The following is a 20744-nucleotide window of genomic DNA, read 5'->3' as shown; positions in this document are numbered from 1 at the left end:
CGACGTGAGCGATGTGGTGCACGAGGTGATGAGCGCGGTTCCGCCGGAGTCGACTCAGCAGGCGGTGGGTTATCCGTCGCTGTTTCTGCTGGTCGTACTCGGTTCGCTGGTGCCGGTGGTGCCGACGGGTGCGCTGGTGAGTTCGGCGGCCGTCGTGGCTTTCAACCAGACGGCGCCGTTCTCACTGCTGCTGGTCTTCGGGGTGGCGGCACTCGCGGCGTTCCTCGGGGACATCGGGCTCTACTGGCTGGGCAGTCGTGGAGCCGACTCGAGGAATGGCTCGCGCCGGCTGGACCGGCTGCGGGAACGGGCCACGCCGGAGCGGCTGGAGACGGCCCGGCGTAGGCTCGATGAACACGGGGTGGCGGTGCTGGTGGTCTCCCGGCTGCTGCCGGCGGGACGGATTCCGGTGATGCTGGCGTGTTTGCTCGCGCAGCTGCCGATCCGGCGGTTCCTGAAGGGAGACGCGCCGGCGTGCCTGGCGTGGGCCGCGGCGTACGGCCTGATCGGCATCCTGAGCGGGTCGCTCTTCGCCGAGCCGTGGGAGGGCGTGGTGGCGGTGGTGGCGCTGACCGTGGTGATCAGCGCGACGCCGTCGGTGTGGCGGCGGGTGACGTCGCGTCGGGCCGGCGCGAGCTGAGCTGCGCAGGCCTTCCCTACGAGCGGGACTCGGGCCCGTGGGTTCAGCAGGTCGGTAAGTCGCTAAGTCACCAGGTCACCAGGTCACCAGGTCGGCAATCAGCCGGCGTCGGCTGCTCACGCGTCCCGTCCGCCGCTGACGCCCGGCGCGCTGTCCTGCGGCGCACCGCCCTGTGGAGTGTTGTGGTGCGTCGAGTTGTCGTGCGTTCCTGCGAACTCGCCGAAGACCGCTGCGAGCCGTCGCAGCGCCTCCCTCACATGCGGCAACGCCAGCGGATCCGGCGCGGCGAGCGCCGCAAGCCGCTCCTCGTCGGTGGCGCCCAGCAGCGTTCCGGTGGACAGCCGTACGCGCAGCGAGTCCGGGCCGTCCCCGAAGCGGTGCCCGCCCGGCACCGGCTCACCGATGCGCTGCGTGAGGTGGTCCTCGAGTTCGACCGAGTCCGTGATTCCGCGGGCGGAGAGCGCGGGGCGCAGCGGGTCGAGGTCGACGTAGAGCTGACTGCCCGCCTGGGGCGGTCGGCACAGGACGCCCGCGCGGGTGACGACATCGAGGACGGCGGAGGCGAGGGCGGCGTGCAGCCGGGCGGAAGCGAGCACCCGGGCCCGTACCGGCTCGGGCTCGGTCAGGGCGAAGGCCATGGCGGCGGCGACCGGTCCGGCGAGCACGGCCCGCAGTCCGGCCATGGCGTCCAGCGTCGCGGCGTGCAGCTCGGCGCCGCGCCGGGTACCGGGGAAGCGGGCGATGGCGGCGGGCCAGCCGTGCGGCAGGAGGGCGGAACCGAGATCGGCGATCACGACGACGTCCGCCGGGAGCATCTCGGCGGGGCTCAGCAGGACGGTGTCGCCGTCATGGTGCACGGTGTCGCGGTGGGTCTCGTCGCTGACGATCAGCAGGCCTTCGGCGACGGCCGCCTCGCACACCTCGTGCATCAACTCCGGTGGCGGAACGGTCCCGGAGGGGTCGTCGGCCACGGACAGCACCAGGCCGCGCGGGTCACCTCCCTCTTCGCGCACCCGGCGTACGGTCTCGAGGAGCGCGAAGGGGTCGGGGACGCCACCGCACTCGGCCGGGGTGGGCGCGTGGTACGCGTGCCGGCCCAGCAGCCGGACCTGCGGCACGTACCACGCGGCGCACGGCCGGGAGAGCAGTACGTCGCCGCCGGTGGCGGCGAGCAGAGCGAGAAGCAGCGGTTCGGCTCCCGGCGCCGCCGTGACGTGGGAGGTGTCGGTCATGAGCCCGCGCCGGGACCAGTAGCCGCAGGCCGACTCGAGCACCGCGGCGTCGCCCCCGACGGGCTCCTGCTCCCTCCCGGCCGCGGCGGCGAGCTGCTTCGCGAGCTCCGGGAGCACCGGCAGCCCGGGCGAGGACGCCGGGGGCCCGAACGGAGCCGGCCCCCGCCCCTGCGCTGCGGTCCGCTGCATCCCCTACCTCCAACGGCTCGATCCGGCCACCCTCCCCCAGCCCACCATCCCAGAACAGCGGAGCGCGGCAACAAGACGACACGGGCCGTGCCGAAGCCCAGGCACCGGTCGCCGAAGAGCGGCCCCACGCCGTCCTTGCGGGACCGGCGTGGCACGACCCGCCGAGGTGCCGGCATGGTGGCCGGGCACTGGTCGGCGGACGGCCGCCGCGAACCGCCGCCTCCGGGAGACCGCACCCGACTGCGGTCGCGCCCGCCGGCGCAACGCTCGCGGGGCCGTGCCACCGCCTCGCGCTCGACCGCGCCCGCCGCGCCAGGCGTTGGCCAGAGCCGCCGCACGCCGTGTGGGCGTGCGGCGGAAAGCGCACCCGCAGCGGTTACCGTTGGCTCATGGCCGAGACGTCGGAGTTCGGAGCGGAACTGTCGGACCTCCGCAGCCGGATCGAGGAATTGCGGTCGGCGCGCTCGCTGCCTCCCGAGGAGCGCGGCGCCGCCCTCGACGCTGCCCTGTTCGAACTTCAGCACGTCGCCGAGGTGCTGTGGCCCCGTTACGAGGAGCTGGCCGCGGCGGTGCAGCGCAACGGCGGCCGGCGCGACGAGCCGGAGGTCCGGCTGCTGCGCGGTCTGTTCCAGCGGCTGCCGCTCCCGGTCGCGCTGGTCGACCACACCACGGTCGTACGGCGGCTGAACGTCGCCGCGGTCGAGCTCTTCGGCGTCCGGACCGGTTACGCCACCGGGCGCGCCCTCACAGGCCAGCTGGCGCACGACGGGCGGGCCGCGTTCCGGTCCCAGGTGGCCGCGGTGGCCCGCGGCGAAGGCGACCGCAGTCTGGAGGTGCGGCTGTTGCCGGTGGACGGCGCCCGCCACCGGGACGGCGGCGCGCTGCGGGCCACGCTGACCGCGCTGCGCCCCCCAGGTGAGCCCCGACCTGCCGTCCTCGTCGTGTTCCAGGACGCGGCGAGCACCGACGCGCCCGACCGGGGGCCCGTGCCGCAGGCCAAGCCCGCGTCGCAGGGCGTCCCCCCGGCCGCCGCCGCCACGACGTCGCCGGCGGACGGCGAGCGGGCCGAGCCGCGTCCCCGTGTGGCCAAGGCACCCCGGCCCGACCTCGCCGAGATCTCCCGCCACGCCGAGTTGATGGACCTGCTCGACGACATGACGGCGGAGCTGCTCCGCATCGAGCCGGCCGGGCGGGCCACCGTGCTGGACGGCGCTGCCCGGCTGCTGTACACCCGGTTCGCCGACTGGGTGATCGCCGACCTCGCCGAGGGTCGTTCCGGGGAGGAGTCCGGCGGCTGGCCCCTGCGCCGGATCGCCGTGCTCGGCCCCGACCACGAACAGCAGGCGTCCCTGATACAACAGGCTCCCGCCGACTGCCCGCTGGTCGTGGACGCGGTCCGGGACGGCGTCTCGGCGTTGCGCGTCCGCCCGGACGACCCGGACGCCTTCGGCCATGACGCCTCGGGGGCGTCCGTCCTCGTACGGGCCCATGTGACGTCACTGCTGTGCGTGCCGCTGTGCCTGCCGCCTTCTTTCGGGGAGACGACGCCCCCGCTCGGGGCGCTCACGCTGTTCCGTACGCGGGGGCGGCGGGCCTTCGAGATGGCGGAGGCCGGGGTGGTCGACCGGATGTCACGGCATCTGGCTGTGGCGCTGCGTCAGGCGGGGCGCGAGGCCCCGCCCCTCCCGACGTAGCCTGTTTCCCGGGGTCTTCGCGGCCGGCGTCAGTTCGAATCGGCCATCACCTGGTCGCAGAGCGATGCGCAGGTGCGGCTGATCAGCCGTGAGACGTGCATCTGAGAGATGCCGAGCTGTTCGGCTATCCGGCTCTGCGTCATGTCGCAGAAGAATCGCATGTACAGGATCTGTCGCTCGCGCTCCGGCAGTCGGCTGAGCTTCGGCTTCAGTGCCTCCCGGTCGATGACCAGGTCGTAACCGGACTCCTGGTCGCCCAGCGTGTCGACGAGCGAGTAGCCGTCCTCCGAGCCGGGCAGCTCGGCGTCGAGCGAGAGCGGGGTGTAGCTGTCGAGGGCCTCCATGCCGATGCGGACTTCGTGTTCGGTCATGCCGGTGTGGTCGGCGATCTCCCGGATGCTGGGGCCGCGCCCGTCGAGCGAGTGGGACAGCTCGCGGTGGGCGAGGCGTACGCGATTGCGCAGTTCCTGGACCCGGCGGGGCACGTGCAGGCCCCACATGTGGTCGCGGAAGTGGCGCTTGACCTCACCGACGACGGTGGGCACGGCGAAACTCTCGAACGCCGTGCCGCGCTCGGGGTCGTAACGGATCACCGCCTTCACCAGTCCTAGGACGGCTACTTGTTCGAGATCTTCGAGGGACTCTCCACGGTTGCGGAACTGGCGGGCCAGTCGCTCGGCCATGGGTATCCAAGCCTCCACGACCTGCTGCCTCAGTGCCTCCTTCTCGGGCCCGTCGGGCAGGTGGGCGATTTCCTGGAACTCGGCCGAGGTGTCAGGCGCGTCGTCGTGGGGGTGCTTCGCTGAGGGGCGCTTGGCCTGTACTCGTGCGGTCGTCATGGGGAACAGCTCCCTGGACGGCGGTCTGTATTCACCACAGGAGCGGTTTGCGCCGGTGCCCGGGACAAGACGCACCCGGGGCGAGCGCAGAGCCGCTGCTCCCGCGGGCGTGCCTTCGGTCCGAAGCACGGTGTTCGCTTGCCCGAGCGGACAGGGGACAAACTGATCACGGAGCGGGCCCCGTGGGTTTTCCCGGGGGCCGCCTCGCCATCTGAGGTGTCCGAAATGCCGGGCGGGTCTCCATCTACGGTAATCCCGCCGGACCGCTACTGCATCCGAGCCATGGGGCGCTGATCAGGCGCTCGTGGCGGCCTCGTCGCGTGCGCACGACGCACCGGCCGCCCCGCGGGGTGATCCGCGGCGCGGCCGGTGGCTGGTGCGGTGGCTCGTACGGGTCTCGTGCGGGCTCGTGGGGTGGCCGCTCAGGCGGGCCAGGTGCCGGTGAGCCGGCGGACGCCCGTCGCGCCGCCGCGCTGGACGGTCGCCCGTACACCCGCGCTGATCGCGCCCTGAAGGGCCGCGGCGGGCAGCAGCTCACGCCAGGTGGCGTCCTCGTCGGTGGCCTTGGGCGCCTGGTCCTGGCCCGGAAGATGCTTCCAGACGGCCTTGAAGATCGCGCCGGCGATCATGCCGCCGATCAGGCCGGCCACAGTGGCCAGCACTTTGTAGATCACCCTGCCCACGGCTCAGCTCCTCCCGCCGCCCAGGCGGCGGGACCTGCCGCGCCTGCCACGGACGACCAGCACCGCGACGAGGGCCAGTCCGGCCACGACGGCGGCCGGTGCGGGCCGGCGCCGCCCGGTGTCCGCCGCTTTCGACGCGACGGCCCGGACCGGTGCGGGGGTCTTGTCCTGCACCCGGTGGGCGGCGTCGGACGCGGTGTGCCGGACCTGCTCCCTGACGTCCGCGGCCTTGTGCTGCACGCGGCTCTTCACGTCGGCCTTGGCCGCCAGCTGCTCCACCGTTGCCGCCAGCCGCTCGCGGGCCTCGATCACCTGGCCGCGCATCTCCTCGGGGGTGTGGCTCATCGGTGCGCCCTCTCCCTGATCTCTTCGACGTCTGCTCTGACTCCGCTGATCGCCTGTTCGGGCTTCAACGGTGTGGCACGGCGGGTCACCCACCTGCCGAGCAGAGCGAGGACGGCCGCCACGAAGAAGAGCATTCCGGTCAAGATCAGAGCGGCGGCCCAGACCGGGATCGCCACGGCGAAGGCGGCGATGACCGTAGCGACCAGGGCCTGGAGGCCCAGCAAGGCGAGCAGTCCGGCGCCGCCGAACAGCCCGCCGCCGAGGCCGAGGCGCTTGCCCTTGCTGGTCATCTCCGCCTGCGCGAGCCGCAGCTCACTGCGGACCAGCTCGGACAGCTGTTCGCTGGCCTGCTTGACGAGCACGCCCACCGACTGCTGCCCGTTCGGCGTGGCGGCCATCCGCTGTTCCGCACCTACGGCGGGCTGCCCGGGCGCCGAGCGGCCGGCCTTCTCCGCACGGGCCCGGTGCTTGGTGCGATGCAGGGTGTGGGTCACCTGGTCTCGCCTCCCTCGTGCACGGTGAACGACTGGACCTTGATCAGCCGCCCGGACGGGCGGCCTCGTGGCGCCGACGGTGTCAGTACGAGTTCCTCGTACCGGCTGAGTGCCAGAACGATGCCGAGCATCGCCATCGGTATGAGTAGGGCGAGCAACACCATGGGATTCGTCCTTCCCTGGGCGCCCGCCGGGCTCATGCTGAAGGCGGCGGGTCTGCGGACCGAGTGACCCGGCCCGCACAGATCAAACGTTTCCGGGTGATCGGGCCCGGGGCACTCCCCCAGCTACCGCTGGGGGAGGAACGTCCACCCGAAGACCGATGGCCCACCACGACTCCGGGGACTCCGGGGACACGGCTCGGGCCCGGGTTCGTTGACGTTCCCGGGCCCGAGCCCCCTGCTCCCAACTCACGGCCGCTCGGCCGAGCTCCGGGTCCCCTGTCCCGCACCGTCCAAACACACCTGCGCCATGCGTCTCCTCCGACCCTCTGCTCTCAGGTGCACCGGGACCGGGCGCCCCGCCGGGTCCGCCCGGACACCACCTGCCGGTCGGGATGGCGCCGCAGATACTCCGCCTCCAGCTCCGCCATGCGCGAGCTGTGCGCCACCAGGGCGTCAGCGGATCCGTACAGCAGGGTCTCGTGGCGGGTGCGGTGGATGGTCTCGAGCTCCTTGAGCAGGTGGTGATCGTCGAGTTCGGCCGGATCGACGCCGCCGCCCCGCCGTCGAGGGTCGCCCATCGGGCACTCCTTCCGTCACCTGCGTGAACCGGACCGGCCACGCAGCGCAGCCGTGTTGCTGCCCGAGGGCCGGGTACCCGGTCGGCGCGGCCGACACCGGTCCGCGGGGACCAGTGGGGATCCGTACGGAGGGAGCGTGGTGCAGCTCGCGTCGCCGGCCCGGTCACGGACGAGGCGCTGTTCGCGGCGGTTGCGGCGACCGGTGTGAGCCGGGGGGAAGAGCACAAGGACCAGGAGGTCGAGATGGAGCGAGGAAGCAACCGGCTCAACGTGCACCGGGACGACGAGATGAAGCACGAGCTGCAGGGACTGCTGCGCTCCGGGCACCCCACCCGGTCCGAGGAATGGCACGACCCCGAGCCCGCGGCCGACGACGACCCGGAGGTCGCGGCGGGTCCCGTCCCGGTGCGGGGAGCCGTCGGTGACGCCGAGGCGCTCCGGTTCGAGCTGGCACGGCACCTCGGCCGTACGCCCTTCCCGGCCAAGCGGCGGCAGCTGCTGCAGACCCTGACCGAACGGCACGCACCCGACCGGCTGATCGAGGTGGTCAACCAGCTGCCACCGGACCGGACGTACGGCAATGTGCAGGAGGTGGTCACGGCTCTCGGCCGCCGCACGCGCGCGTGACGGGACGTCCGACGCCGGACCTGCGAGTCCGGGCTCCGGGCCCCTCGCCATGGAGGGGCTCACGTCGGCCGCATAGCCCATCCGGCGACGGGTACAGCGGGCAGCATCACGGACTCCGTACCAACCCAGCACCACCGTACGAGAGAAGGCGAACTGCCATGGCACAGTACGTGAGGGATGTCATGACCCCGGCCGTGACGGCTGTGCGCCCCGACGCGTCGCTCGTCGAGGCGGCCCAGTTGATGCGCGCCCAGGACATCGGAGATGTGCTCGTCGCCGAGGACGGCCGGCTGATCGGGATGCTCACCGACCGGGACATCACGCTCCGCGCTGTCGCCGACGGTGTGGATCCGCTCACGGTGAGCGCCCAGTCGGTGTGCACCCCCGAGCCGGTGACGGTCCGTCCGGACGACACGGTGTCGACGGCGGTGACCCTCATGCGGACCCACGCGATACGGCGACTGCCGGTCGTCGAGAACGACCTGCCGATGGGCATGGTGAGCATCGGCGACCTGGCTCAGGAGCAGGAACCCGACTCCGCCCTGGCGGACATCAGCCGGGCAGCCCCGGACAGCTGGCCGGGCACCTTCCCCACCTGACCGGCCCTGGACGGTGACGACGACCCATCGCACTGCCGTCGGCGGGTAGGCGTCGTGCATGGCTGATCCGACGAGTCGAGGCAGACCCGGCATCCGCACGTTCCTGAGCGTGCAGGACCGCATGCTCTTCGAGCGGGTGGCGTCCCGCCACTGGCCTGGGGCGGAGCCGGTGCTGCCCCGGCTGAGCCGGAGTGCCAACCACGGTCTGCTGTGGTTCGGCATCGCCGCCGGGATGTGGGCGGCGGGCGGCGGACCGGGGCGGCGGGCGGCTGCGCGCGGGGTCGCCTCGCTGGCGCTCGCCTCGGCCACGGTCAACACCCTGGGCAAACAGGCAGCGCGCCGGGCACGCCCCGTCCTGGACCAGGTTCCGCTGATCCGGCGGCTGCGGCACCAGCCGTTCACCACGTCCTTCCCCTCGGGGCACTCGGCATCCGCGGCGGCCTTCGCGGTGGGAGCCGCGATGGAATCGCGCCGCTGGGGAACCGCACTGGCGCCCGTCGCGGCCTCGGTGGCCTTCTCGCGGGTCTATACGGGGGTTCACTATCCGAGCGATGTGCTGGCCGGCGCGACGCTGGGCGCGGGTGCGGCGTTCGCGGTGCGCGGGCTCGTACCGTCGCGGTTCCAGCTGCCGCCGCCGGCCAGGCCGCGCGCCGATGCACCCGCGCTGCCCGAGGGCGCTGGCCTGGTCGTCGTGGTCAATACGGCATCCAGAGCGCTGCCGACCGCCCTCGGGGACCCGATACGGCAGCTGCGCGCGGCGCTGCCGAGGGCGAAGGTGGTGCGCTACGAGGCGGATGCCGGGCCGCTGCGGACGGTGCTGGACGAGGCCGCGCGGGATGCACGGCGGCGCGGTGGAGCGCTCGGGGTCTGCGGCGGCGACGGCACGGTGAACGCGGCGGCGACGACCGCACTGAAGCACGCCGTGCCTCTGGTCGTCGTGCCGGGAGGGACCTTCAATCACTTCGCCGGCGATCTGGGGATCGAGACCGTTCAGGACGCCTGCGCCGCGGTGGCCTCGGGCAGCGCGGTGCGGGTGGACGTGGGCCGGATGACCCCGGAGACCGGGCATCCGGCCCAACCGGTCCACTTCCTCAACACCTTCAGCCTCGGCAGCTATCCGGAGCTGGTGCGCGTGCGCGAGTCCTGGGAGGACGAGCTGGGTGGCCCGTTGGCGAGCCTGCTCGGCGTGGTGCGGGTGCTGCGCACCTCCCGGCCGGTCACCGCCGAGGTGAACGGGCGGCGGCGGTCGATGTGGCTGCTGTTCGCCGGCAACGGGGCCTACCGTGGCGTCGGCGTCGGCGTCGCGCCGGTACGCCGCTACGACCTGGCGGACGGCCTGCTCGACATCCGCATCGCGCACGCCGGGCACTTCGCCCGTACCCGGTTGCTGACCGCGGCCGTCACCGGGGTGCTGAGACGCTCACCGGTGTACGCGTCGGCGCGCTGCCGACGGCTGCGGATCTCGGGGCTGCCGGCGGGCACGGACATGGCGTACGACGGAGAGGTCGGGCCCGCCCCGCCGGCGTTCGTCATCGACACGCTGCCGGAGGCGTTGACGGTCTACCGCCCGGCGCCGGAGTGACCAGCCGGCGCCCGAAGCCATGACCTGTCCGTATCGTGATACGCCACTCTCGAATAACGAGATGCCCGGGATATCCTGGCGACACCTGCTGACGCACAGTCGAGAGGGGAGCCGCCATGCCGGAAACCGCACCGGAAAGGGCCCGAGGGAACGCTCCGGAGCATGCTCGGGGGAATGCGGCGGGGCGGTCGGCCGTCTACACGCACGGTCACCACGAGTCAGTGCTCCGCTCGCACCGCTGGCGCACCGCGGCCAATTCGGCGGCCTATCTGATCGGCGAGCTGCGCCCCGGCCTCTCCCTGCTCGACGTGGGCTGCGGTCCCGGCACCATCACGGCCGATCTGGCGGCGCTGGTCGCACCCGGCAGGGTTGTCGCCGTCGACGCGGCGGCGGACATCCTGGACCAGGCCCGCTCGACCACTGCCGAACGAGGCCTGGAAACCGTCGAGTTCGCCTCGGCCGACGCGCACGACCTGAACTTCCCCGACGACTCCTTCGACGCGGTCCACGCCCACCAGGTGCTCCAGCACGTCGCCGACCCCGTACGAGCGCTGCGCGAGATGCGACGGGTGTGTCGGCCCGGCGGCGTCGTCGCGGTGCGCGACAGCGACTACGCGGCGATGACCTGGTATCCGCAGGTGCCGGGCCTGGACGACTGGCTGGAGCTGTACCGGCGGGTGGCGCGCGCCCATGGCGGCGAGCCGGACGCGGGCCGGAGGCTGCTCTCCTGGGCGCGGCAGGCCGGCTTCGAGGACATCACCGCCACGGCCGGGACCTGGTGTTACGCGACGCCCGAGGAACGCGCCTGGTGGAGCGGCCTGTGGGCGGACCGTACGACACAATCCGACTACGCCCGGCGCGCGGTGGACGGCGGCCACGCCACGAAGGCGGACCTGCAGCGGATCGCGGACGCATGGCGCACCTGGTGCGAACGGCCGGACGGCTGGTTCGCCGTGCTGCACGGCGAAGCACTCTGCCGGTAGCCCGCAGCGGTGTCGTCCCCGAACCGGAGGAAGCGATCTCGTGCCCCGGCGGGGCCAACTAGGCTCGTCCGTATGGAGATCTTGGGAACCACCTTGCGTGTGTGCGTCGACGACCTCGAGGCCGCAGTCGGTGTCTATGAACGCCTGACGGGCAGCCGGGCCCAGCGTTTCCAGCGCGGCGGTGTCTCCGTCGCTGCGGTGGGCGCCTTTTTGCTGATGAGCGGGCCGGAGCACGAACTCGAAGTGCTCCGGAAGGTCGTGGCCACGCTCGCCGTGAAGGACGTGGACGAGGCGTTGGGGGCGCTGACGGAGGTGGGCGCCGAGATCATCGCCGGTCCGCTGCCGACTCCGGTGGGCCGGAACCTGCTGGCCCGCCACCCCGACGGTTCGGTGTTCGAGTACGTCGACCGCGGCGGGCCGGGTCCGACGGAACGTCAGCCGGCCGGCCTGTCACGGTAGTCGTACCGCCGCGGCAGCGGGTGCTCGGCGCGGGCGCGTACCTGTGCCTCGCTCGTCACGGGGCCGTCCCCGGCGACGAGCCGCTCCGCGACCGCGTACCAGGTCTCCTCCAGAGCCTCCCCGCCCGCAGGCAGATCGGCCATCGCGAATCCCGCGTCGAAGACGGCCCGGGCGGCGGGGGCGTCGTCCTGGGCGAGCAGCAGCTGTGCCCGCAGGAGCTGGAAGCGGCCACGCTCGCGGATCCCGGGCGGCATGGACTCCAGCACGTCGCGCGCCTCGGCGGTCCGCCCGCACGCCAGCAGCGCGGCCATGGCCTCGTGCCCGAGCACGGCGAGGATCCGGTCTGGGTGCCCTGCGTCAGGCCTTTCGGGCGCCGCGCCTGCGCCTGATCGTGTGTCGGTGTCGGCGTTCGCTCCCGACTGTGCCGCGACGATACGGACCGCGCGCAGCAGGCGGTCCGCTGCGCGGTCCGGGGCACCCGACTCCGCGTCCGCAACCGCCAGGCAGCGCAAGGCCCACTGCGTCTCGGCCCGGGACAGCGAGCGTTGCCAGCTGCGCGCCGCCTGGGCGCGGTCACCCGCGTGCCACTGGGCGACTCCCAGGTGGTACTCGGCCGACGCGCCGGGCCGGGCCTCCTCCAGAAGAGCCCGCCACGCCGGGGAGACGAGCGAGGTGCCCGGGTCGTTCGCCGGGCCTGATTCCGGCAGTGCACCGGTGAGCAGCAACTGCAGCCAGGGCCGCTGCTCGTCGCCGAGGGTGGACTCATGGAAGGGGGTGCCCGGGAGTTCGTACGCGGCGCGCGCCACTTCGAGCGCGCCCCATCCCGAGCCGGTCGCCAGGCTCTCCTTCGGCTCGTCGTCGACGCTCGGGAGCCACGCGGTGTACGCCGCGTCGACGCGCCGCGGTGCCTGCTGCAGGCGGGTTTCCGCCTCGGCATGGGCCGCGGCCCAGTTCCCGCCGTGGACGGCCGACGGCTCCGCAGTCAGTGGCCCGTACGCCTCGAGCCAGGACAACTCGGCGCCCGCCTCGAGAAGAGCAGCCGCGGGGACGGCCGCGGTGGACCACCGGGCGACGGGGACCGGCCGGTCGTGGGGGTTGCGGATGCGGACGCCGACGTAGAGGAAGTCCGCATCGTCCGGCAGCCATATGTCGACTTGGAACGGCGTGTCGCAGCTCCGCTCCCACTCCCACAGCCGCAGCATCTCCCCGCCGTCGGGAGCGGGCAGCCGGGCGGCGTGCAGCGCGGCGCAGGAGGAGGCGGCGTGGCCGCATGGGCCGACGCTCCACTCGAGTCCACCGGAGAACCAGGCGCCGTTGGGTGCGAGGGTGGCGGACCGGAACACCGAGCCAGGGTCGAGGAGTTCCCGCCCGCTGGGCTTGTGGTGGAGGGAGTGGAGGCGGCCGCCGAGGCCGGGAAGAACCGTGGCTCGCAGCCGGTCGTTCTCGACGACGATGGCGTCGAGGTCGAGGGGGCGGGGGTCGTGGCCGTCGTCAGCGAACTGCCGGGTGGGCAGCCCCGGGCGAAAGTGCTCGTCGACGATCCAAGGGAACTCTCCCGCTGCCCACCGTGGGGGGCTTGTCCCCCAGGCTCCGTCCTGTCGGGGGTCCCCACGCTGGTCGATGCTGTGGAGTGCGTCGAGCGGCTGCAGTGCGGCCAGGGGGTTTTCCCGTCCGAAGGGAACACCGGGCAGGGTCAGTACGGTCCGTCGTACGGTCGTGGGCACGGCAACCTCGCTCCCTCGTCCGGGGGCCGCCGCCTCGCCGGGCGCCCCCCGATGACCATGGAACACTTTCGCGGGCAGACTGAACAGGCCGTCTGTCGGCGGGAGTTGAGCCGATGGTCGAAAACAAGCGGAGGTCGGAGCAGCTAGGTCCTGTCCGGTCGATCAGGCCGGACCGGGCCTAGGCGGTCACCGCAAGGTGGTCGTCAGTGTGGAGCGGGCCGGTCGTCGATCATCTCGGCGGTGATCGCCCAGCGCTCGTGGTCCCGCCACGCGCCGTCGATGAAGAGGAAGTCGGGCGAGAAGCCCTCCAGCCGGAAGCCCAGGCGCCGGACGAGCCGGCGCGACGCCTCGTTGGCGGGCTGGATGTTGGCCTCGAGCCGGTGCAGGCCCAGCGGCCCGAACGCGTACCGCACGACCAGACCGAGCCCTTCGGTCATCCAGCCCCGCCCGGCGGCGTGCACAAAGGCGCCGTAACCCACGGAACCGCACTGGAAGCCGCCGCGGACGATGTTGTTGATGGCGATGCCCGCGGCGATCTTGCCGGTGGTCCGCTCGCAGACCACGAAGCCCTCGTTGGTGGGCAGGGCGAACTTCGCCGTCCATCGCCGGTACTCTTCGGCGTTGGTGGGCATGAAGGCCCAGGGGTGGTGCAGTTCCGCGCTCGCCCGCACGCCCGCAGTGAACTCCTCCTGGTCTTCCGGCGTGATGTACCGGATTCCCACATGGGTCCCTGCGGCGAGAAAGGCGAGGTCGGGCATCGGCCCATCATACGGACCCCTGCGCAGGGCCCCGCCGGCGTTGACAGCCGGTGTCCCCTGTCCGTGTCCGTGGTCCGTGTCCGCGCCACTGTCGGCGTCCGCATCCGTCAGGGGCAGCGCTCCCGAGACGGTACGACCATGACCTTGATCGGCTTGCCCGTGAACACCGCGCCCGCGGCCGGACGGTGGGAGCACACCCGCCAGCCCGAAGGGGAGCGGACGATACGCCCCTGACCGCTGACATCGACGGCATGAACGACGGTCCGGGTGCCGGCCTCGTCGTGGACACGGGACAGCGGTCGGCCACGGAAGTCCGGCATCGGCAGACCCGTCGGCATCGTGGTGTCCCGCGGGCCGGTGCCGGGACAGGGCTCGTCGAGCCTGACCACACCGAGGGTGATCTCGGCCGTGGGCTCGACGGGGCCGGGGCGTGGTTCCTGGGTGCACACCTTCCACTGCTGCCCGACCACCTGCCGGCGGTCCCGTCCGAGGGCGTCGTACGTGCGGGGCTCGGCGAAGCCCGCGGCCCGGGCCGCGGCGCGGGCGGCGTGCACCCGCCTGCCGACCATGTCCGGCAGCGGCCTGGGCCCGGCCGGAACCGTGGGGCCGGGGCCCGCCGCAGCGTGAGGAGGCGTGATGGCAGGCTTTTTGGTGATCTTGACGGTTTCCGTGGTTCTGGGGGGTGCTCCGGACACCGCTGGGGCGAACGTGACGGCGAACGTGGCGACGAGGAGCGGCCCGAGGGCCGCGGCTCCCCTCACTTTCGCCGTCCGAAGAGATAGCCGCCGCACAGGAAGCCGATCAGGGCCGTCATGAGCAGCGCCAGCCACAGCGGCATGACGACCTCGGGGATCAGCACACGTATCTTGGTCTGCCGGGTGTTCTCGAAGATGAAGACGAGGCCGAGCACCGCGACGACGGTGAGCGCGATCCTGGCGGGAGTCATGAGGTCGGCCCAGCGCCCTGCCCCGCGCCCGCCGCCCGGTTTTCTGCCCGTCGAAGTCTTGGCGTTCATGTCCGGGAACCTTCTTCCGGGATCTCGTCCGGCCACCCCCTCGCCTTCAGCATGCGCCTTCCTCGACGGCGGCCGCCCGCGGGCCCGGTCCCTACGGGGACGGCCGTTGATCCGGACGGGTGAGGGGGCCGCCGAGGTGTACGGCGCAGGCGGCCGCGTAGTCGGGCGGGACGGCCACATCGCCCAGGAGCCAGCCCGGCGGATGCACCGGGGCCGCCACGGCCCCGACGTACGTGACGGAGGGGCTTTCGGCGAGGCCGGTCCCGGTGCCCTTCAGATATGCCTCCTTGCGGGTCCAGCAGCGGGCGAAGAAGGCGGGACGAAGGTCGCCGGCCAGCGCCGCGAGCTCGCTGCGCTCCCTGGGATGCAGCGCCGTCGCGACCTCCTCCACCGTCGCGGACGACGGCACCAGCTCGACGTCGACCCCGACCGGGGTGTCCGAGAAGGCGAGCAGCACCAGATCCCCCGAGTGGGAGAGCGAGAAGTGCGGTGCGGTTCCGGCCACCGCCGGGCGGCCGTGCGGGCCGCCGCAGTTCGGGCAGGGTTCCCGGAGCAGCTCGACCCCCGCCGGATCGCTGCCCAGATAGGCGCCGAGCAGCCGCCGCAACGCCACATGGGCGACCCGGTAACGGTCACGGTCCACGTCCCGGTGAAAGCTCCGGACCCGCCGCCGCTCTTCCGTGTCGAGCAGCCGCTCGTCCTCGGCGGCCCACCGGGCCTGTGCGGACACGCCCACGGACCACAGCTGCGGCGGACCCGAGGCCGCCGCCCACGGGCCGGGCAGCGGATCCACACCGAAGCGGCGAGGGAGCAGCGGCTGGGCGACCCGCCCCGGCGCGTCACCGGCCCGTGGGCCCGGCAGCGAGGTGAACGCCCCGGGACCCGGGCCGGACCGGCGGTCACCGTCGCCCACGGCGCCGGCCGGCGGGCCGGCGGCGGTCATCGTCCGGTCTCCTGGTCCATGCCGGACGACGATACCCGCGCGCCTGGAGAGGAGAGACCGGCCGCCTCCAGAGGGGGCACGTCCGGCGCGGTGAAGCCGAAGGTCTGGGCATAGAGCGAGAGTTCCGCCTCCAGCGCCCGGATCATGGTCTCGGCACGGCGGAAGCCATGTCCCTCCCCCGCGAAGGTGAGGTACGTGTGGGGGACTCCCCGCCCTGCCATTTCCGCGATGAATCGCTCGCACTGAGCGGGTGGACAGATCACGTCGTCCAGTCCCTGCAGCAGGAGAAAAGGGGCTGCGATCCGGTCGGCGTGGTGCAGGGGCGACCGGTCGCGGTAGCGCTCCGGGACCTCGGCCGCCGGCCCGACGAGGCCCTCGAGATACTGCGACTCGAAGTCGTGCGTCCCATCGGTGGCCCAACCCAGCAGATCCAGCACGGGGTAGCTGATCGTGCCGCAGGCGTAGACGTCCGTACGGGTGAGGGAGGACGCCGCCGTCCAGCCGCCGGCGCTGCCGCCGCGGATGGCGAGACGCGCGCGGTCGGCGGTGCCCTCCTCGGCCAGCGCCTCGGCTACAGCGGCGCAGTCCTCGACGTCCACCACTCCCCACTGCCCGCGCAGCCGGTTGCGGTAGACCCGCCCATAGCCCGTCGACCCCCCGTAGTTGACCTCGGCGACCCCGATGCCCCGAGAGGTGAAGTAGGCGATCGCAAGGTCGAGCACGAGGGGAGCGCGGCTGGTGGGCCCACCGTGCGCCCACACCACGTAAGGCGGGAGCTCGCCGGCCGGAGCGATGTGGTCCGGACTGTGCGGAGGGTGGATATGGGCGTGGATCTCCCGGCCGCCCGGTCCGGTGAAGGTCCGCATCTGCGGGTCGGGGTAGTACGCCGGGTCGACAGGGTCGTGATGCTCCGCGCCGATCACGCGCGTCCGGCCGGTGGCGGTGTCCAGTTCCACCACCTCGTAGGCGCTGCGGGGACTGGCGGCGACGCCGACGACCCGGGTGTCCTCGGCCGCGAGAGTCGGGGTCCACTCCGTCCACGGTCCTGCCACATCGCAGAGGTCGCCGGTCTCCGGGTCCAGAATCCCGAGCGAGGTGGCCCCACGCCCGTGCACCACGGCGATCAGGCCGGTGGGCAGCGGGGCGAACCAGCAGGAGCCGATCCGCCAGAGCGGCCCGCCGAACTCCTCCGCGCGCGGGCACAATTCGGTGCTCACAATCGTCCCCTGCGCGAACGCGTCGGGATCGATCCGTCGCAGATTCCACCAGCCGGTGATGTCGGTGACGAATATCAGCGCCCCGTCCGACGCCCATTCGACCTGGGCGACGGACTCGGCCGTCCCGGGTCGCTCGCTGCCGCCGACGATCGTCCGGGCCCCGATGAACGTGCCTTCCTCGGTGACCTCCGCGAGCTTGACCACCGTCCGGTCCCAGGGCATCTGCGGATGGTCCCAGGCGATCCAGGCCGCCCGCCGCCCGTCAGGAGAGAGCTTCGGTCCGGTGACGAAGCGGTTCCGGTCGTCCGTGAGTTCCCGGATCCGCTTGCGCTCGTCCGCGGCCGAGCCGTCCAGGGGGACGGCTGCGATGACGCGCCGGACGTCGGTCGGCCCTTCGCCGGTGAACTCCTCCAGCACACACCAGACTTCGCCCCGGTCGGGGTGGAGGTGCGGATCGGCCCAGCGCAGCCCGCCTCCCACCGTCGAGACGGGGGTGAGCGGGCGTGGCTCCGGAGCGTCGGGAGCGTCGGGCTCGAAGGCGTAGAGCCGCTGATCGGCGAAGTCGACGAAGACGACCAGGGGTCCGCCCTCGGCGCGGGGGACGGCGACCCACGGCTGTCCGCCGTACTCGATGACCCTGCTGCGGACGTTCCAAGGTGCGGGCAGGACCGCGTGCACGGTCCCGTCCGCGCGCCGCCGGACCAGCGCCCGCCGGCCGCCCTCGGCCGGACGTGGCTCGGTCCACCACACCTCCTCGCCGACCGTCCCGAGGAACTCCGGCCTCCCGTCGTGGGAGGCGGCCAGCGCGGCGTCGATGGGCGACCGCCAGGTGCCGTACGGGGCCGTGGTCACCATGTCCTCACGCCTCCAGGAAGCTGCTGGTCGTCCCCGCGTCGGCGGCCGGGAAACCGCCGGTCGCCAGGCTTCCGCCCGTCGTGGTGCCGTCCGTCGTGGTGCCGTGCTTCGGGCTGCTGTGCTTCATGAAGTGGTCGAGCACCCGCACTCCGAAGTGCAGCGCCTCGACCGGGACCCTTTCGTCCACGCCGTGGAACAGCGCGGCGTAGTCGAAGCCCTCGGGCAGCTTCAGCGGCGAGAAGCCGTAGCCGGTGATGCCGAGCCGGGAGAACTGCTTGGCGTCGGTGCCGCCCGGCATGCAGTACGGCACGGTGCTCGCACCGGGGTCGAAGAGCTCGACGGCGTCTCGCAGGGCCCGGTACGTCACCGAGTCGACCGGAGCCTGCAGGGCCACCTCCCGGTGCCGGAACTCCCAGTCCACGTGCGGGCCGGTGAGCCGGTCGAGGGTGGCTCGGAACTCCTCCTCGGTGCCCGGGAGCATCCGCCCGTCGATGCATGCGGTCGCGCTCCCCGGAATGACGTTGATCTTGTAACCGGCCTCGAGCATCGTCGGGTTCGCGCTGTTGCGTACGGTCGGCTCGACGAGCGCCCCGGCCGGTCCCAGCTCCGCGATGAGCCCGTCGACCTCCCGGGCGAGGTCCCCGGGGTCGGTGGCGGACAGGTCGGCCTCGACGCCGTACAGCTCCGCCAGCTCGGTCAGTGCGGCACGCACGGTCGGAATCAGCCGGACCGGCCACTCGTACTCCCCGACCCGTGCGACCGCCGCGGCCAGTCTGCTCACCGCGTTCGACCGGTTGACCTTGGAGCCGTGGCCCGCCCGGCCGCGGGCCGTCAACGTGAGCCAGGCCGTGCCCCGCTCCCCCGCCGCGATCGGGTAGAGCCGCATGCCGCCTGCGTGGAAGGTGAACGCCCCCGACTCGCTGATCCCTTCTGTGCAGCCCTCGAACAGCTCGGGGTAGCGGTCGGCGAGGAACCCGGAGCCGTACTCCGCGCTGTCCTCCTCGTCCGCGGTGAAGGCCAGCACGATGTCGCGCCGTGGCTTGATCCCGGTGCGGGCCCAGGCCCGGACGACCGCGAGGACCATCGCGTCCATGTTCTTCATGTCGATCGCGCCACGGCCCCACACCACGCCGTCCCGGATCTCCCCGGAGAACGGGTGCACGCTCCAGTCGGCGGGCTCGGCGGGTACGACATCGAGATGGCCGTGCACCAGCAGCGCGTCTTCCGCCGGGTCGGTGCCCTCGATGCGGGCCACCACATTCGTGCGCCCCGGGGCACCTTCCAGAAGAGCCGGCTCCAGCCCCGCCTCGGCGAGCCGCTCGGCCACATACTCGGCCGCGGGCCGTTCGGTGCAGTCGCCGCCCCCTCGGTTCGTGGTGTCGATGCGGATCAGCTCGGCGGTGAACCGCACCGCTTCGTCGAGCGCCCGGGGGTCGATCGCGTCAGCCATACTGCTCCTCCACAGCGGACGAGACGATGGTCGTGACCGCCTTGAAGCAGCGGATGCCCTCGTACATGGTGTCCGTGGTGTACCCGACCCGGCGCTCCCCGGTGGCCTCCACGCCCGGCACGACTGTCGCCGCACCGGCCAGATGCTCCGCGTCGAACTCCAGCTCCATCGCGAACGGCCCGCCCCTCGCCGGGTCGTGCCGCACCGCGAGCGCGGCGGCCTCCTTGGCGGCTGCCTGGATGTCCGCCGCCGTGCGCGCCGGCGGACGGCACACCGCGGCGTACCGCGAGACGTAGTCCTTGACCGCCACGCCGTGCGCCCGCGGCGCGTACGCCGCGGCGTCCTCGCAGGTGCGGTCGTCGCCGGTCACCAGCACGACCGGCACCCCGTACTCCGCCACCACCAGGGAGTTGAGCAGGCCCTCGCTCGCGCGGGTGCCGTTCACCCACACACCCGTGATGGAGTTGGCCAGATAGGTGTGCGCCAGCACTCCTTCCGTCCCCGCGCCGGTGTGATAGCCGACGAACGCGATGCCGTCCACGTCCCCGTGCTGCACGCCCTCGACCATGCTCAGGGACTTGTGCCGCCCGGTCAGCATCTGAGCGCGCTCATCGAGCCGCTCCAGAAGCAGATTGCGCATCGTCCAATGCGCTTCGTTGACCAGCACCTCGTCGGCACCACCGGCGAAGAATCCGGCGATCGCCGCATTGACGTCGGACGTGAACAGGGAGCGGCAGCGCTGCCACTGCTCACTGCCCGGAAGCACATCGGCAGGCCAGGTGACGCCCGTGGCGCCCTCCATGTCCGCGGAGATGAGGATCTTCATGCCTGTAAGTTACGCGGTCCAACAGGGCTCTGACGCCACCTGTGGAAAACTCGGCACGCCGCCCGGGTCCACACCGCTACACAGGACATCGCCGCAGGTCAGACCGTACGGCCCAGCACGAACCAGCGAGCCGGCAGCTCGATTCGCGTGCCGTCCTCGAGGTATTCAGTCTGTGCGAGCGCTGTGTCGCCCTGCGCCAGCACCTCCAGCCCGGCCTGCCGCAGCAGCCGCGGCACCTCCGCGTCGTCCGCCTCCGCGGGCTTGAGCCCGTGTTTGAAGACCCGGGCGAGCTTCGGCGGCGGACCGTCCGGCGACTGCACCGCACGCTGCAGCACCGCCTTGGACGCTGACGTGAGTTCTGCCACGAAGGCCCGGCCGGCCGTGCCGACCATGCCCGCCACGGCGGCCGCGACACCCGGGCGGTCCTGCGGCTCGCTCTGATGGATGACGGCACGCATATAGACGTTGGTGTCACCGAGCTGCTCGTGGAGCTCCCGTACGTCGTCCACGTCGGTCAGATTGAGCTGCCGGAACTCCGCGACGCTCTCGGAGTCAGCGCGGCGCGCATGCTCGATCGCAGCGGACGAGAGATCCACGCCGATCGCCCGGGGGAACCGGGTGGCCAGGTAGCGGGTCTGGGTCCCGTTGCCACACCCCAGGTCGACAATGGGCAGCGACGGGTCCGCATGCGGTGCGAACCACTCCATGTGCGGAATCGCCGTGACCGACGGATCGGAATCCCAGATCGCCTCGCCCGGAGCATCGGAGGTGTCCCTCCAGTAGCTCTCCCACGCCTCCCTGTACCGCTGCGACACACTCATGGTGCTCCCTGGATCCGACGGTCCGTC

General features: G+C 72.5%; 23 protein-coding genes. 7 read left to right on the top strand and 16 right to left on the bottom strand.

Annotated features, from left to right (window positions below; all coding sequences use genetic code 11):
• Positions 1-28 precede the first annotated feature (28 nt).
• Positions 29-640: a DedA family protein gene (locus tag ACTWQI_RS14765; protein WP_443270737.1), complete on the top strand. Its 612-nt coding sequence runs from the start codon at positions 29-31 to the stop codon at positions 638-640.
• A 116-nt stretch (positions 641-756) separates the two neighbouring features.
• On the opposite strand, the gene ACTWQI_RS14760 is transcribed toward ACTWQI_RS14765, so the two are convergent.
• Positions 757-2061 (bottom strand): aminotransferase class I/II-fold pyridoxal phosphate-dependent enzyme, encoded by a 1305-nt coding sequence (locus tag ACTWQI_RS14760; protein WP_443270593.1) that lies wholly within the window; start codon positions 2059-2061, stop codon positions 757-759.
• A 389-nt stretch (positions 2062-2450) separates the two neighbouring features.
• On the opposite strand from ACTWQI_RS14760, the gene ACTWQI_RS14755 reads away from it, so the two are divergent.
• A complete protein-coding gene (locus ACTWQI_RS14755; protein ID WP_443270591.1) occupies positions 2451-3755 on the top strand; it encodes a PAS domain-containing protein in 1305 nt (434 codons plus the stop codon).
• A 29-nt stretch (positions 3756-3784) separates the two neighbouring features.
• Here ACTWQI_RS14755 and ACTWQI_RS14750 read toward each other — a convergent pair whose 3' ends face one another.
• The 6 genes from ACTWQI_RS14750 to ACTWQI_RS14725 all read right to left on the bottom strand — a co-directional run bounded on the left by ACTWQI_RS14750 (position 3785) and on the right by ACTWQI_RS14725 (position 6858).
• Positions 3785-4594: a SigB/SigF/SigG family RNA polymerase sigma factor gene (locus ACTWQI_RS14750; RefSeq protein WP_443270589.1), complete on the bottom strand. Its 810-nt coding sequence runs from the start codon at positions 4592-4594 to the stop codon at positions 3785-3787.
• 422 nt (positions 4595-5016) lie between these two features.
• Positions 5017-5277, bottom strand: coding sequence for a DUF4235 domain-containing protein (locus tag ACTWQI_RS14745; RefSeq protein WP_443270587.1), 261 nt, complete (start codon positions 5275-5277; stop codon positions 5017-5019).
• A 3-nt stretch (positions 5278-5280) separates the two neighbouring features.
• Entirely contained in the window at positions 5281-5622 is a 342-nt protein-coding gene (locus tag ACTWQI_RS14740) for a DUF3618 domain-containing protein (RefSeq protein WP_443270586.1), read from the bottom strand.
• Positions 5619-6116, bottom strand: a complete 498-nt coding sequence (locus tag ACTWQI_RS14735) for a phage holin family protein (RefSeq protein WP_443270585.1) — start codon at positions 6114-6116, stop codon at positions 5619-5621. The genes ACTWQI_RS14740 and ACTWQI_RS14735 overlap by 4 nt, the downstream gene beginning before the upstream one ends.
• The gene (locus ACTWQI_RS14730) at positions 6113-6280 is read right to left on the bottom strand and encodes a hypothetical protein (RefSeq protein ID WP_443270584.1); all 168 of its coding nucleotides are present in this window, start codon (positions 6278-6280) and stop codon (positions 6113-6115) included. Before ACTWQI_RS14730 ends, ACTWQI_RS14735 begins: the two co-directional genes overlap by 4 nt.
• 332 nt (positions 6281-6612) lie before the next feature.
• Positions 6613-6858 carry a DUF6158 family protein gene (locus tag ACTWQI_RS14725; protein WP_443270582.1) on the bottom strand — a complete coding sequence of 82 codons (246 nt, stop codon included), beginning with the start codon at positions 6856-6858 and terminating at the stop codon, positions 6613-6615.
• A 243-nt stretch (positions 6859-7101) separates the two neighbouring features.
• On the opposite strand from ACTWQI_RS14725, the gene ACTWQI_RS14720 reads away from it, so the two are divergent.
• The 5 genes from ACTWQI_RS14720 to ACTWQI_RS14700 all read left to right on the top strand — a co-directional run bounded on the left by ACTWQI_RS14720 (position 7102) and on the right by ACTWQI_RS14700 (position 11108).
• Positions 7102-7485: a DUF2795 domain-containing protein gene (locus tag ACTWQI_RS14720; RefSeq protein WP_443270581.1), complete on the top strand. Its 384-nt coding sequence runs from the start codon at positions 7102-7104 to the stop codon at positions 7483-7485.
• Positions 7486-7643: 158 nt separating this feature from the next.
• The gene (locus ACTWQI_RS14715; RefSeq protein WP_443270580.1) at positions 7644-8084 is read left to right on the top strand and encodes a CBS domain-containing protein; all 441 of its coding nucleotides are present in this window, start codon (positions 7644-7646) and stop codon (positions 8082-8084) included.
• 58 nt (positions 8085-8142) lie between these two features.
• Positions 8143-9666, top strand: a complete 1524-nt coding sequence (locus ACTWQI_RS14710; RefSeq protein WP_443270578.1) for a bifunctional phosphatase PAP2/diacylglycerol kinase family protein — start codon at positions 8143-8145, stop codon at positions 9664-9666.
• Positions 9667-9887: 221 nt separating this feature from the next.
• Positions 9888-10649, top strand: coding sequence for a methyltransferase domain-containing protein (locus ACTWQI_RS14705; protein WP_443270577.1), 762 nt, complete (start codon positions 9888-9890; stop codon positions 10647-10649).
• Between the two features lie 72 nt (positions 10650-10721).
• The gene (locus tag ACTWQI_RS14700) at positions 10722-11108 is read left to right on the top strand and encodes a VOC family protein (protein WP_443270575.1); all 387 of its coding nucleotides are present in this window, start codon (positions 10722-10724) and stop codon (positions 11106-11108) included.
• Here ACTWQI_RS14700 and ACTWQI_RS14695 read toward each other — a convergent pair.
• From ACTWQI_RS14695 to ACTWQI_RS14655, 9 genes are all read right to left on the bottom strand, one after another.
• Positions 11084-12832, bottom strand: coding sequence for a DUF5107 domain-containing protein (locus ACTWQI_RS14695; RefSeq protein ID WP_443270573.1), 1749 nt, complete (start codon positions 12830-12832; stop codon positions 11084-11086). The two genes, ACTWQI_RS14700 and ACTWQI_RS14695, sit on opposite strands and share 25 nt — an antisense overlap.
• A gap of 203 nt (positions 12833-13035) precedes the next feature.
• Entirely contained in the window at positions 13036-13590 is a 555-nt protein-coding gene (locus tag ACTWQI_RS14690) for a GNAT family N-acetyltransferase (RefSeq protein WP_443270571.1), read from the bottom strand.
• Positions 13591-13697: 107 nt separating this feature from the next.
• Positions 13698-14159 carry a hypothetical protein gene (locus tag ACTWQI_RS14685; protein WP_443270569.1) on the bottom strand — a complete coding sequence of 154 codons (462 nt, stop codon included), beginning with the start codon at positions 14157-14159 and terminating at the stop codon, positions 13698-13700.
• 188 nt (positions 14160-14347) lie between these two features.
• Positions 14348-14605 carry a hypothetical protein gene (locus ACTWQI_RS14680; RefSeq protein WP_443270567.1) on the bottom strand — a complete coding sequence of 86 codons (258 nt, stop codon included), beginning with the start codon at positions 14603-14605 and terminating at the stop codon, positions 14348-14350.
• A 91-nt stretch (positions 14606-14696) separates the two neighbouring features.
• Entirely contained in the window at positions 14697-15548 is an 852-nt protein-coding gene (locus tag ACTWQI_RS14675) for a 4'-phosphopantetheinyl transferase family protein (protein WP_443270566.1), read from the bottom strand.
• A complete protein-coding gene (locus ACTWQI_RS14670; RefSeq protein WP_443270564.1) occupies positions 15545-17620 on the bottom strand; it encodes a S9 family peptidase in 2076 nt (691 codons plus the stop codon). The genes ACTWQI_RS14675 and ACTWQI_RS14670 overlap by 4 nt, the downstream gene beginning before the upstream one ends.
• A 4-nt stretch (positions 17621-17624) precedes the next feature.
• The gene (locus ACTWQI_RS14665; protein ID WP_443270562.1) at positions 17625-19070 is read right to left on the bottom strand and encodes a M20/M25/M40 family metallo-hydrolase; all 1446 of its coding nucleotides are present in this window, start codon (positions 19068-19070) and stop codon (positions 17625-17627) included.
• Positions 19063-19896, bottom strand: a complete 834-nt coding sequence (locus ACTWQI_RS14660) for a M55 family metallopeptidase (protein ID WP_443270561.1) — start codon at positions 19894-19896, stop codon at positions 19063-19065. The genes ACTWQI_RS14665 and ACTWQI_RS14660 overlap by 8 nt, the downstream gene beginning before the upstream one ends.
• A 98-nt stretch (positions 19897-19994) precedes the next feature.
• Positions 19995-20717, bottom strand: a complete 723-nt coding sequence (locus ACTWQI_RS14655; RefSeq protein WP_443270559.1) for a class I SAM-dependent methyltransferase — start codon at positions 20715-20717, stop codon at positions 19995-19997.
• Positions 20718-20744 lie beyond the last annotated feature (27 nt).

It is taken from the genome of Streptomyces sp. KR80 (assembly GCF_052245555.1).
Classification (GTDB): Bacteria; Actinomycetota; Actinomycetes; order Streptomycetales; family Streptomycetaceae; genus Streptomyces.
This window is presented reverse-complemented; position numbering and strand designations above follow the sequence as displayed.